General features: G+C 56.8%; 11 protein-coding genes. 7 read left to right on the forward strand and 4 right to left on the reverse strand.

Annotated elements, in window-relative coordinates; all coding sequences use genetic code 11:
• The first annotated feature begins 6 nt into the window (after positions 1 to 6).
• Positions 7 to 1,080 (forward strand): A/G-specific adenine glycosylase, encoded by a 1,074-nt coding sequence (gene mutY / locus AKJ29_RS18015; protein WP_055192931.1) that lies wholly within the window; start codon positions 7 to 9, stop codon positions 1,078 to 1,080.
• Positions 1,081 to 1,082: 2 nt separating this feature from the next.
• On the opposite strand, the gene AKJ29_RS18020 is transcribed toward mutY, so the two are convergent.
• The gene (locus tag AKJ29_RS18020; protein ID WP_082392693.1) at positions 1,083 to 1,766 is read right to left on the reverse strand and encodes a sugar transferase; all 684 of its coding nucleotides are present in this window, start codon (positions 1,764 to 1,766) and stop codon (positions 1,083 to 1,085) included.
• A 380-nt stretch (positions 1,767 to 2,146) separates the two neighbouring features.
• Here AKJ29_RS18020 and AKJ29_RS18025 point away from each other — a divergent pair, with 380 nt between their 5' ends.
• The gene (locus AKJ29_RS18025) at positions 2,147 to 3,286 is read left to right on the forward strand and encodes an alkane 1-monooxygenase (RefSeq protein ID WP_055193002.1); all 1,140 of its coding nucleotides are present in this window, start codon (positions 2,147 to 2,149) and stop codon (positions 3,284 to 3,286) included.
• A 221-nt stretch (positions 3,287 to 3,507) separates the two neighbouring features.
• Here AKJ29_RS18025 and AKJ29_RS18030 read toward each other — a convergent pair whose 3' ends face one another.
• The 3 genes from AKJ29_RS18030 to AKJ29_RS18040 all read right to left on the reverse strand — a co-directional run bounded on the left by AKJ29_RS18030 (position 3,508) and on the right by AKJ29_RS18040 (position 5,982).
• A complete protein-coding gene (locus AKJ29_RS18030) occupies positions 3,508 to 4,608 on the reverse strand; it encodes a site-specific DNA-methyltransferase (protein WP_055192932.1) in 1,101 nt (366 codons plus the stop codon).
• A gap of 112 nt (positions 4,609 to 4,720) precedes the next feature.
• A complete protein-coding gene (locus AKJ29_RS18035; protein ID WP_055193003.1) occupies positions 4,721 to 5,359 on the reverse strand; it encodes a ribonuclease HII in 639 nt (212 codons plus the stop codon).
• A gap of 140 nt (positions 5,360 to 5,499) precedes the next feature.
• Positions 5,500 to 5,982, reverse strand: a complete 483-nt coding sequence (locus AKJ29_RS18040) for a hypothetical protein (RefSeq protein ID WP_055192933.1) — start codon at positions 5,980 to 5,982, stop codon at positions 5,500 to 5,502.
• Between the two features lie 182 nt (positions 5,983 to 6,164).
• On the opposite strand from AKJ29_RS18040, the gene AKJ29_RS18045 reads away from it, so the two are divergent.
• The 5 genes from AKJ29_RS18045 to AKJ29_RS18065 all read left to right on the forward strand — a co-directional run bounded on the left by AKJ29_RS18045 (position 6,165) and on the right by AKJ29_RS18065 (position 11,559).
• Entirely contained in the window at positions 6,165 to 6,449 is a 285-nt protein-coding gene (locus AKJ29_RS18045) for a hypothetical protein (RefSeq protein ID WP_055192934.1), read from the forward strand.
• Positions 6,450 to 6,471: 22 nt separating this feature from the next.
• Positions 6,472 to 7,125: a winged helix-turn-helix domain-containing protein gene (locus tag AKJ29_RS18050; RefSeq protein WP_055192935.1), complete on the forward strand. Its 654-nt coding sequence runs from the start codon at positions 6,472 to 6,474 to the stop codon at positions 7,123 to 7,125.
• Positions 7,126 to 7,381: 256 nt separating this feature from the next.
• Positions 7,382 to 8,818 (forward strand): mannose-1-phosphate guanylyltransferase/mannose-6-phosphate isomerase, encoded by a 1,437-nt coding sequence (locus AKJ29_RS18055; RefSeq protein WP_055192936.1) that lies wholly within the window; start codon positions 7,382 to 7,384, stop codon positions 8,816 to 8,818.
• 21 nt (positions 8,819 to 8,839) lie between these two features.
• On the forward strand, positions 8,840 to 10,228 hold the full coding sequence (locus AKJ29_RS18060) for a phosphohexomutase domain-containing protein (protein ID WP_302847607.1): 1,389 nt from the start codon (positions 8,840 to 8,842) through the stop codon (positions 10,226 to 10,228).
• 164 nt (positions 10,229 to 10,392) lie between these two features.
• Positions 10,393 to 11,559 carry a nucleotide sugar dehydrogenase gene (locus AKJ29_RS18065; RefSeq protein ID WP_055192937.1) on the forward strand — a complete coding sequence of 389 codons (1,167 nt, stop codon included), beginning with the start codon at positions 10,393 to 10,395 and terminating at the stop codon, positions 11,557 to 11,559.
• The last annotated feature ends 3 nt before the right edge of the window (positions 11,560 to 11,562 follow it).

The raw sequence follows: 11,562 nt of genomic DNA on the forward strand, positions 1-11,562 counted from the left end.
GCACGGATGTGTGACGTGGTTGAGGGTGAGCCGAAACCTGCCGTTCTTCTGGCGTGGTATGACCGCCATGCGCGGGTTCTCCCGTGGCGGGTTGGTCCACAGGATCGTGCAGCCGGGGTGGTGCCAGACCCCTACCCGGTTTGGCTTTCGGAGATTATGCTGCAGCAAACCACCGTGGCGGCGGTGAAATCCTATTTTCTCCGTTTCATGACCCTGTGGCCAACCGTGCAGGATCTGGCTGGTGCGCAGGATGAACGGGTGATGGGGGAATGGGCTGGGCTTGGCTATTACGCCCGCGCGCGAAACCTGCTGAAATGCGCCAGAGTCGTGGCTGAGCGAGGGGGGGAATTTCCCCAAACGCGGGCAGAGTTGGAGGCGCTTCCCGGTATTGGCCCCTATACCTCTGCCGCGATTTCGGCGATCGCGTTTGACCAGCCGGATGTGGTGGTTGATGGCAATGTTGAACGGGTGATGGCGCGCGTGTTTGAGATCACCACCCCTCTGCCGGATGCCAAGCCAGAGATGAAGGCCGCGGCCGCACGGCTTACCTCTGATCAGCGCCCGGGTGATTATGCGCAGGCGGTGATGGATCTGGGGGCCACCATTTGCACCCCCAAAAACCCCGCCTGCGGCATTTGCCCCTGGCGAGAAACATGTCAGGCACGGTGTTCCGGTCTGGCCTCAGATCTGCCCCGAAAGCGAAAGAAACCCCCGAAACCAACACGTTACGGCATTGCTTACCTTGCGCGGCGTGAAGATGGCGCCTGGTTGGTGGAGCGCCGACCAGAAAAGGGTCTTTTGGGGGGAATGCTGGGCTGGCCGGGGGCCGAGTGGGGAGAAGCGCCATTGGAAGATCCGCCCCTGTCTGGGGATTGGTATGCCCCCGGTGCGCAAGTGCGGCATACATTTACGCATTTTCATCTGCACCTTTCCCTGCGGGTGGCGGATGTGCCGATGGGTGCTCAACCACAGCGGGGGGAATTTCAACACCTGCACCCAGCGGACCTGCCTACCGTCATGCGAAAGGCTTATGATCTTGTTCAGCGCGATGGCGCTGCCAAGTCGCGCTCGTCCTCCTGAAATCAATGACCGGTGCGCTGCACCACGACACCGACAGTTTGCAGCATCAGTTTCAGGTCATAGCCAAGCGAATGTTGCTCAAGATAGGACTGATCGAAATGGATACGATCCAGAAAATCTGAGCGCCCCCGCGCCGCCACCTGCCAGGGGCCGGTGATACCGGGGCGAAGGGAGAAATAAGCTGTTCCACCTGCATCCCGATAAAGTGGCTCCTGACTGGCCATGAAAGGGCGTGGTCCGACAAAGCTCATATCGCCCAAAAGGACATTGAAGATCTGCGGCAGTTCATCAAGGCTGGTTGCGCGCAGAAAGCGCCCGATAGGGGTAATGCGCGGATCATTTTCCAACTTCTGCTTTTCGCGCCATTCGCGGGCAATTCCCGTGTCCAGGGCGCATAGTTCTTTCAGCCGCTGTTCGGCGTCTTGGACCATGGTCCGCAATTTCCAGCAGCGAAACCGCTGGCCTTTCAGGCCGATCCGTTCCTGCGAGTAAAGCCCCGGTCCACCATCCTGCCGGATCAACAGAATGAAAAGCGCAATGACCGGTGCGAGAACTGGCAGCAGGAAAAGCGCCACTAGAATGTCGAAACCTCTTTTCCCAATCGCACGATAGGGTTTGAGAACACCCCCCTGTGATGCGACTTCGCGCTGATTGTCATGCGATTTTTTGTAGCCGAAGTCTTTCACAAGATGACCCTGGAGTTGAAAAGGAGACTTGGAACTTAGACAGGAAGCACGATTAATTGGTTGCTTAATAGTTAAACTCAAAAAAGTATTAACAAAACGTTAAAGATGATTAAAATTATATAAATATGCCTTCTGGTTGTGTTTGTAATGTTTCCCCCACGTTTAGTGCAGATTTTAAGTTATTGAATTTGGTATGATTATTTGCGCGTCTCTTCAGAATCTTCTGGTGGACGCAAAAATCTGAGATGTCTTTTTCCATTTTCCCAATCAAAGAGTCTCCGCCTCTCAACAAACCCCAAATTAGGGATTTCGCCGTGCTGCGATGCTTGTGCTTGAAATCGTTCAGGCGTAAGCCTTGTGCAATGAAAGAGGAACGTGCCATGGTCCCCGCTCAGACAGTTGCCAGTTTTCGGCGTGCTGCCCCGTTTGGAATATCAATCCTGCTGCCCTTGCTGGTCTGGGTATCGGCAACACAGGGAGGGTGGTTTCTTTTGTTGCCGCCGCTGGGAACCTGGTGGTTATATACCGGTCTCGACGCGCTTCTGGGGCGCAATACCGAAAACCCCGACCCTGAAACGCCGGACGATCAATTGCTCTGGTATCGCCTGATCACGATGATCTGGTTTCCCATCCAACTGGTGCTGATTTACGGAATGCTGGCCTATGTGATCGAAGCGGACCACCTGTCTGTGGCTGAGAAATTCGGGGTGTTCTTTGGTGTTGGGGTGCTGTCAGGCACCATCGGCATCGTGTACAGCCACGAATTGATGCATCAGTCCAATAGGTTGGAGCGCTGGCTGGCTGACCTGTTACTTGCCACCGTCCTTTATAGCCATTTCAGAACCGAACATCTGCTGGTCCATCACCCGCATGTGGGCACCACCCGAGACGCGGTGACAGCAAAATATAACGAAGGGTTCCACAGGTTCTTTTTCAGGGTTCTGCGGGAAAGCCCACGATCAGCCTGGGCTGCGGAAAAAGCGATGCTTGCGCGCCGCAACCTATCGGTCTGGAATGCCAGAAATCCGTTCTGGAGGTATGCCATCCTGCAGGCGCTTGCCCTTTTGCTGGCTGTCCTTGTCGGCGGCGCGCTGGGCGTGGCCCTTTTCCTGTTCCAGGCGCTGGTTGCGGTCTGGCAGCTCGAACTGACCAACTATGTGGAGCATTATGGCCTGACCCGCCGCCATCTGGGAGAGGGAAAATACGAACCCGTGCGCCCACATCATTCGTGGAATGCCGACCACAAGGCAACCAACTGGCTGTTTATCAACCTGCAACGCCATTCGGACCATCATTACAAACCCGCGCGCCGTTTCCCGCTTCTGCAGACCTATCCCGATGACGTGGCACCACAATTGCCCTTTGGCTATGTGGTTATGACGATGATGGCGATGGTCCCTCCGCTTTGGCGCCGCCGCATGAACCCACGTGTGCGCGCCTGGCGCAAAAGATATTACCCGGACATCGAGGATTGGACCCCTTACAAACGTGGTGACCTGCCGCCGCCGGTGATCCGCTAGAGTGCACTCCGGGCCTCTTTTTCTTGCTGGAAATACCTCGGGGTGAGCCTCGAAGAGGCGAGGGGCAGCGCCCCTTTTCTGACATGTAAAAAAAGCCCCGCTCACAAGGAGCGGGGCAAGTTATGTGTGCCGTGGATTTTGCCACAGCACGGCGGTACATCGTTATCCGGGCGCCCGAAAGCGCGCCCGAGTTATTCTTGTTTTCTTGGGAAATGGTGGCGTCAGACCATCTCGGCACGCACTTGCTGGCGCAAGACGTCGATCGGGGCTTTCTTGCCATCCTGTTTGAAGTGCCAGTAGGTCCAGCCATTGCAGCTCGGCGCACTTTCCAGTGCCGCGCCAACCTGGTGGATTGATCCACGGGCATCGCCGGAAATCAGCGTGCCGTCTGCGCGCACCTTGGCGGTCTTGCCGCGCGGGCTGGTCAGCACCTCGCCTGGGCGCAACATACCACGCTCAACCAGCTGGCCGAAGGGCACGCGTGGTTCCGCGCGTTTGGATTGGGTGGTCTGCAGCGCTTCCTTGTCGAATTTCCGCACTTTGGAAATCCGCTTTGCGGCCACTTTTCGATAGGCTTCTTCGCGCTCGATGCCGATGAAATCCCGACCAAGCATCTTGGCCACGGCGCCAGTGGTGCCGGTGCCGAAGAACGGATCGAGAATCACATCACCGGGATTGGTCGAGCCAACCAGAACGCGATGAAGCAGGCTTTCGGGTTTCTGGGTCGGATGGGCCTTGTCGCCGTTTTCGTCCTTCAGGCGTTCGTGCCCGGTGCAGATCGGCAGCACCCAGTCAGAGCGCATCTGGATGCCTTCATTCAGGGCCTTCAGGGCCTCGTAATTGAAGGTGTATTTCGCACCTTCCGATTTCGACGCCCAGATCATTGTCTCATGGGCGTTGGTAAAGCGTTTGCCGCGGAAGTTCGGCATCGGGTTTGATTTGCGCCAGACCACATCGTTCAGGATCCAATAGCCCTGGTTCTGCAGCTCGGCCCCCATGCGAAACACATTGTGGTAGGATCCGATCACCCAGATCGCACCATTGGGTTTCAGCACGCGGCGGGCCGCCTTCAGCCAGGCGCGGGTAAATTTGTCATAGGCTTTGAAACTGTCAAACTGGTCCCAATGATCATCAACCGCATCCACCTTGGAATTGTCGGGGCGATGCAGCTCGCCTTTTAATTGCAAATTATAGGGGGGATCGGCGAAAATCAGGTCAACGGAGTTTTCTGGAAGACTGTTCATCACCTCGATGCAGTCACCCGCCAATATCTCATTGAGTGGCAGCTCGAGAGCCGCCTTTGCTTTGGTTTTGGTTGTCATTTCTGCCTCATGTACCGGCGCTATTTGCGCTCTTTAGACGGCGCATTTTTGCGCTCATTCATTACCGTCTAAGATGAGGCCTTGTGGATAACGGGTCAATTTCTTTTTTGAATCAGCCCATTACATTTTTCTGTTGATACAAGATGTTGTGGATAGGTTTAAACGAACGCCTATGATGTGGGGTTATCCCCAGATTGGATAACCCCTCTTTGTGGATTTTCGATGGGTAGCCTGCGTTTGTTTCCCATCCGTATCCGGGAAACTGTTGCGCCAAATCCACCATGATGCGATCGCGGGTGACCTTCGCCACGATGGATGCGGCGGCTATCGACACGGACCGACTGTCGCCTTTAACGAGAGTTTCGTTCGGTATTGTCAGTCCCTTGGGTGCCATGTTGCCGTCGATCAACAGGTGATCGGCCGGGGTGGACAGGCCCGCAACCGCGCGTTCCATCGCCAGGTGGCTGGCGTAAAGAATGTTCAGCTCATCAATCTCTTCGACCGTGGCATGGGCAATCGACACATCCGCCAGGGTCAGAATCTCCGCAAACAGCGCCTCGCGCTTTTTGGCGGTCAGCTTTTTACTGTCATTCAGCCCGTCGGGAATATGGTCCGGGTCGAGAATGACAGCGGCAGCCGTCACCGGACCTGCCAGCGGGCCACGGCCCACCTCGTCCACACCGGCAACGCGGCAAAACCCGCGCCCGTGGGCGGCAAGTTCGAAACTATAGTCGGGAATTGTCTTGGTCATGGGGATGGCGTGACCGATCTCATGGGATTTCGCAAGAAAAAAGGCAGAGACCAAGGTCTCTGCCAGTTGCACATGACCGGAAAGGGGGGTCATGCGAAGGCGACGGAATGGATGGTTGGTCGCCTTCCTTGCCAAATGGATCAGCGGCGTTTGCGATAGCCGGCTTCGCGCAGGCACCGGGGCTGATACACCTTGCGCGAGACCCAGACGCCGTTCTTGTTCTTCACCACAACCGTGTCCCGGCAGGCCTTGGGCAGCGAACGCACGTGGTTGTAGCGCTTTTTCAGGCAATTCCGCCCCCAATAGCGTTTCTTGCCGAACTGGGTTTTGAAGCTGCGCAGGCATTGGCTCGGAAGCGTGTATTTCGGATCCCTGCGGTATCTGTCGTCATAGCGGTCACGATCAACAGAGGGGCGCCGGCGATCATCGTTATTGTCGTTTGAGATCACCGCACCAACCACGGCCAACCCAAGCAGGGCGGCAATCAATGCGCCAATCTCATCATCATTGTCACGAGATCCGGCAAATGACGGCGCGAGAGAGGCCGGGTTCAGACTGAGGGCGGCAACCAACAGGGGCATCATCAGGAAGCGGTTGACTGAGGGCAGGGCAATTCGGGTCATGGGGGGCTCCTTATCGGGGTCAGTGGATCTTCGGGGGCATCTTGAAAGGATGCATGTGTCATGACCCAAGCCTGCCCGGAGCGCGGCGGGACAAGCCATATCGGTGAATGGTTATCGGATAACGGGGTGCGATTATCCTGTTTGATATTGAATATCCCATAAGGTCCGCGCATGGTTTCGGCATGAAACAGATCCTCTATTCCCTCGCTCTTGTGGCCATGGCATTTCCGGCTCAGGCCGCGTGTTATGTCGATTACAAAGCCAAACGGGATGACCCGTTGAAACTGCATTATGGTGTGATGGAGCTGCCGGATAGCGCCTGCACCAACAGCTCGAATGCGCGCGAACAGGTGGCTGCGCGCCTGGCCCGCCATGGATGGGTGCTTTTGAATGTGGTATCGCAGTTTGACACGGATGGGCTTGCGGAAAGGAAAGACAGTGCCGGACAATATTTCCTTCGCTACTGAGGCGCGCAAAGGGGCCTCCCCCATGGTTTTGGCCGGGGTTGCGGCAATTGTTGCAATTCTGTTGATGGCGGCCGTGTTCCTGTTTCTGAGCCTGCCGGATGCCAACGCCTTCAATGCGCGGGTTGAGCGGATTTTTATCGAAAATGACAATCTGACCTCAGGGGCCGAAATCAAGCTTCTGGAAATTCTGGCCCAGTCGGGCACGGCTTTTTCCGACACGCTGACAAGCTATCGTATGGTGATCTTTGTCCTGCTGCTCTTTGCCTCTGCCATGCTGATCGCGGCGCTGGTCTTCCTGGTTACAATTATCGGGCTTAATCGCCGGATGGGGGAAATTGAACGGGCTGGCATCCAGGTCAATTCGCTTCTGATTTCGCGTGAAGAGCGCACGGTTTATCTGAACAATATGGAATTGAAACTGACCGAGGCGGCGATTGAAACCCTGTCTGCGCTTGCCGAGGCGCGCATGGACGATGATGTTTTATCGGGGTCTGAGCTGGAAGGGCTGATTTCGGGGCGTGACGCTGCGGATTGTGATGAGGCCGCCGGGGCCACCCGGATCAAGCGGCTGCGTGACGCCATGGGCAACCAGATGATGAGCGAGCTATTGGTCAAGACCATTGCGCGGCGCGGCTACATGCTGTCGATCGACAAGGATGTCATCCAGATGGTCTGACAGACGGTCTGACGGGGCCTGCGCTTATTGCAAACGCTATCCAAGCGATTCCCCTGATCTGGCCTTTGGGCCTTTTACGGACGGCGGGTCCCCCTGCCGTCCGTTTTTTTGTGCGTTTCGGAGATAGGGGTGGATATCTTGTAGGTTGTATTTAATTATAGAAATATCATGCTTAGGACGAGTGTTGCGTTTGGATCTTCCGACCGGTGACATTGGTTCGAGGCTGTCTTGATGGGCTTTCGGCAAGGAGGTCTGAATGCAGATCGTTCCGGTGTTGTTATGTGGTGGGTCGGGCACACGCCTCTGGCCGCTTTCCAGGAAATCTTACCCCAAGCAGTTTTCCCGGCTGATGGGGCAGACATCACTGCTGCAAATGTCGGTCCAGCGCCTGACCGGGCCGCAATTTGCAAGTCCTGTGGTGCTGACCAATTCGGATTTCCGCTTTATCGTCACTGAGCAACTGGTTGAGGTCGGGGTGGATCCCGGCGCAATCCTGATCGAACCTGACGGCCGCAACACCGCTCCGGCGGTTCTGGCGGCGGCCATATTGCTGCACAAAGAGAACCCGGATGCGCTGATGCTGGTGGCCCCGTCGGATCATGTCATTCCGGATACCGACGCGTTTCAGGCGGCAATTGAAGCAGGGGTAGAGGGGGCCATGCGCGGCAAGCTGGTCACCTTCGGAATCAAACCGACCCACGCGGAAACCGGTTATGGCTATCTCGAACTGCCACAGGTGCCGGGGGACTGTGCCCGGCTGTCGGATCTGACGGCATTTGTGGAAAAGCCCGATGTGACCAAGGCAGAAGACATGCTGGCAGATGGGCGGTTTCTCTGGAATGCCGGGATTTTCCTGTTCACAGTTTCCACCATTCTCGAAGCCTATCGCCTGCACGCCCCCGATCTGATTGCGCCGGTTCAGGCCGCAGTGGAGGAGGGAGAGCCGGATCTGGGCTTTTTGCGTCTCGATCCCACCGCCTGGTCCGAGGTCAGAGATATTTCGATCGACTATGCGGTGATGGAGCGGGCGGACAATCTGGCTGTTGTGCCCTTTTCTGCCGGTTGGAGTGATCTTGGTGGCTGGGATGCAGTCATGCGGGAATGTGAGGCGGACGAATATGGTGTGGTGACACATGGCAATGCTGACGCAATCGACTGCCGTGCCAGCCTGCTGCGGTCCGAAGATGATGCGCTGGAACTGGTCGGGATCGGACTGGACAACATCATTGCGGTTGCCATGCCGGATGCGGTTCTGGTGGCTGACCGATCACGGGGACAGGATGTGAAAGAGGTGGTCACTCTGCTGAAGCAAAAGGGCGCGGTTCAGGCTGAGCAGTTTCCGATGGATCACCGCCCCTGGGGGCATTTCCAAAGCCTCGCCCAGGGGGATCGGTTCCAGGTGAAACGGATTGTGGTCAAGCCGGGCGCCTCGCTCAGCCTGCAATCGCATCACCATCGGGCCGAGCACTGGATTGTGGTGCAGGGCACCGCGCAGGTCACAATCGGCAATCAGGTCCAGCTGGTGACGGAGAACCAGTCGGTCTATATCCCGCTGGGGGTCAGGCATCGGATGGAAAACCCAGGCAAGGTGCCGATGACCCTGATCGAAGTGCAGACCGGGGCCTATCTGGGTGAGGACGATATTCAGCGCTTTGATGATGTTTATGCCCGCGGGCAGGGGGCGAGGGGCTGAGCTTTGGCCCAGGATCTGGACATGACGCATTCCGTTTTTTACCCCATGCCCTGTTTCAAAGCCTACGATATTCGGGGCCGGTTGGGGGAAGAGCTGAATGAGCTGCTGGCCGAGCGCATTGCCCGCGCCTTTGTACAGGTCCTGCAGGCCAAAAAGGTTGTGTTGGGCCATGACCCGCGGGCGTCCTCCTCGGCGCTGTCTGATGCTGTTGTCAGAGGGTTGATGCGGGCGGGTGTCACAGTTGTCGATCTGGGGCTTTGCGGCACCGAAGAGGTATATTTCGGCACGGACTTCCACAATGCAGATGGTGGGATCTGTGTGACCGCGTCGCATAATCCGATGGATTATAACGGGATGAAGATGGTCAAGGCGGGGGCCGCGCCGCTGGATCCGCAGAAGGAGTTCGCCCGGATCAAAACCCTTGCAGAACGAGGGGAGTTTCCCGCCGACTTCTCCGGTGGGCGCCACGATGCCTCGCAGGCAGAGCTCACCCGGGCGGCTTATGTGCAAAAGGTGCTGTCCTTCATCGATATCTCGCAGCTTGCGCCGATGAACGTGGTGGTCAATGCGGGCAATGGGGCGGCCGGGCCCAGTTTCGATGCAATTGCCACGGCCATGAGTGATGCGAGGGCACCGGTCCGGTTTCACCGGATGCATCACCAGCCCGATGGCCGCTTTCCAAACGGCATCCCCAACCCGCTTTTGCCTGAGAACCAGCCGGTCACCGCGCAGGAGGTTTTGGCGCAGGGGGCGGATCTGGGAATTGCCTGGGACGGCGACTTTGACCGCTGCTTTCTGTTTGACCATGAAGGCCAGTTTGTGCCGGGGGAATATGTGGTTGGGCTGTTGGCTGAAAGCTTTCTGAGCAAAGACCCTGACGCAATGATTGTGCATGACCCGCGTGTGATCTGGAACACACAGGATCTGGTGAACGCCGCCGGAGGGCAGGCGATCATGGCCCGAACCGGTCATGCTTTTGTCAAACAGGTGATGCGGGACACGGGCGCGATCTATGGCGGTGAGATGTCCGCCCACCACTATTTTCGTGACTTCATGGCCGGTGACAGCGGTATGATCCCATGGTTGCTGGTGATTGAACTTCTGTCCCGAAAATCTGTCCCGCTCGCTGATCTGATCCGCGCACGGCGGGCGGCCTTCCCGTCATCGGGAGAGATCAATTTCCGGGTGGAAAACGCCGATCAGGCGCTTGCCTCCGTGGAACAGGTCCTTGGGTCCCGTGCGACCATGCGGGATGATACCGACGGGATGAGCCTTGATTTCGGGGCGTGGCGGCTCAATCTGCGTCGGTCAAACACGGAACCTCTTTTGAGGTTAAATGTAGAAACCCGTGGTGATTTGTCGTTATTGGCCGAGAAGGTGGACTTGCTGCGCCAACTGTTGTCTTCATAAGGCGTTTCGGGATAAACGGCAGCACATGTTTATTCTGAAACGCCCATGACATAGATATCTCTGACAGTGTTTTAACTTTTCCCTGTCTTTGGTTAAAGTCGAAACGCTTTAGGGGCTGCTGGTGGCGGGCTACTGACGCATTAGAACGGTTTAGGATCCAGATTATGAAGATTGCGGTTGCGGGTATTGGCTATGTTGGGCTGTCAAACGCGGTGCTGTTGGCGCAGAATTGCGAAGTGGTGGCGGTGGATATCTCACCCGAGCGAGTGGCCATGCTGAATGCGCGGCAATGCCCGATTGTGGATGCGGAACTGGAAGAGTTTCTGGCGCACAGACCTTTAGACCTCAGCGCGACCGTTGACCCTATCGAAGCCTATCGGGATGCGGATTTCGTCATTATTGCCACGCCAACCAATTACGACCCCAAGGATAATTACTTCGATACCAGCTCAATCGAAGCTGTCGTGCGGGATGTGATTGCGGTGAACCGGCGTGCGACGATCGTGATCAAGTCGACAATTCCCGTGGGCTATGTCGAACGGATACGGGAAGAACTGAAGACGGATCAGGTGATCTTTTCCCCCGAGTTCCTGCGGGAGGGACGCGCGCTTTATGACAACCTTCACCCCTCGCGGATCATCGTGGGGGAACGGTCAGAGCGGGCGGCGCGTTTTGCTGAGCTTCTGTTGCAGGGCGCGGTGAAGAAAGATGTGCCGGTCCTGTTCGTGGATGCGCGCGAAGCTGAAGCGATCAAGCTGTTTGCCAATACCTATCTTGCCATGCGGGTGGCCTATTTCAACGAGTTGGACAGCTATGCCATCGCCGGGGGGATGGATACACGCCAGATTATTGATGGTGTGTCCTTGGATCCCCGGATTGGCGGGCATTACAACAACCCGTCTTTTGGCTATGGGGGCTATTGCCTGCCAAAGGATACCAAACAGCTCCTGGCGAACTATTCCGAAGTGCCGCAAAGCCTGATCCGCGCAATTGTCGACGCCAACCGCACCCGCAAGGATTTCCTGGCAGAGCAGATCCTGCAAAAAGAGCCCAAAGTGGTTGGGGTCTATCGTCTGGTGATGAAAGCTGGCAGCGACAATTTCCGCCAGTCCTCAATCCAGGGGGTCATGAAGCGGATCAAGGCCAAGGGGATTGAGGTCATCGTTTATGAACCGGTGCTGGAGGATGAAACCTTTTTCGGCTCCCGCGTTGTCCGGGATCTTGATGCGTTCAAAAATGAGGCAGATGTGGTGCTTGCCAACCGGATGACGGATGACATTCGCGATGTCGAGGACAAGGTGTTCACCCGCGATCTGTTCGGTGCCGACTGACCC

Source organism: Aliiroseovarius crassostreae (assembly GCF_001307765.1).
In the GTDB taxonomy this organism is placed as follows: Bacteria; Pseudomonadota; Alphaproteobacteria; order Rhodobacterales; family Rhodobacteraceae; genus Aliiroseovarius; species Aliiroseovarius crassostreae.

Excerpts from the sequence above, each read along its gene's own strand:
- AKJ29_RS18030 (WP_055192932.1), bottom strand. The coding sequence starts at position 4,608 with ATGACAACCAAAACCAAAGCAAAGGCGGCTCTCGAGCTGCCACTCAAT.
- AKJ29_RS18025 (WP_055193002.1), top strand. The coding sequence starts at position 2,147 with ATGGTCCCCGCTCAGACAGTTGCCAGTTTTCGGCGTGCTGCCCCGTTT.
- AKJ29_RS18065 (WP_055192937.1), top strand. The coding sequence starts at position 10,393 with ATGAAGATTGCGGTTGCGGGTATTGGCTATGTTGGGCTGTCAAACGCG.
- AKJ29_RS18040 (WP_055192933.1), bottom strand. The coding sequence starts at position 5,982 with ATGACCCGAATTGCCCTGCCCTCAGTCAACCGCTTCCTGATGATGCCC.
- AKJ29_RS18045 (WP_055192934.1), top strand. The coding sequence starts at position 6,165 with ATGAAACAGATCCTCTATTCCCTCGCTCTTGTGGCCATGGCATTTCCG.
- mutY (WP_055192931.1), top strand. The coding sequence starts at position 7 with ATGTGTGACGTGGTTGAGGGTGAGCCGAAACCTGCCGTTCTTCTGGCG.
- AKJ29_RS18055 (WP_055192936.1), top strand. The coding sequence starts at position 7,382 with ATGCAGATCGTTCCGGTGTTGTTATGTGGTGGGTCGGGCACACGCCTC.
- AKJ29_RS18060 (WP_302847607.1), top strand. The coding sequence starts at position 8,840 with ATGACGCATTCCGTTTTTTACCCCATGCCCTGTTTCAAAGCCTACGAT.
- AKJ29_RS18035 (WP_055193003.1), bottom strand. The coding sequence starts at position 5,359 with ATGACCAAGACAATTCCCGACTATAGTTTCGAACTTGCCGCCCACGGG.
- AKJ29_RS18050 (WP_055192935.1), top strand. The coding sequence starts at position 6,472 with ATGGTTTTGGCCGGGGTTGCGGCAATTGTTGCAATTCTGTTGATGGCG.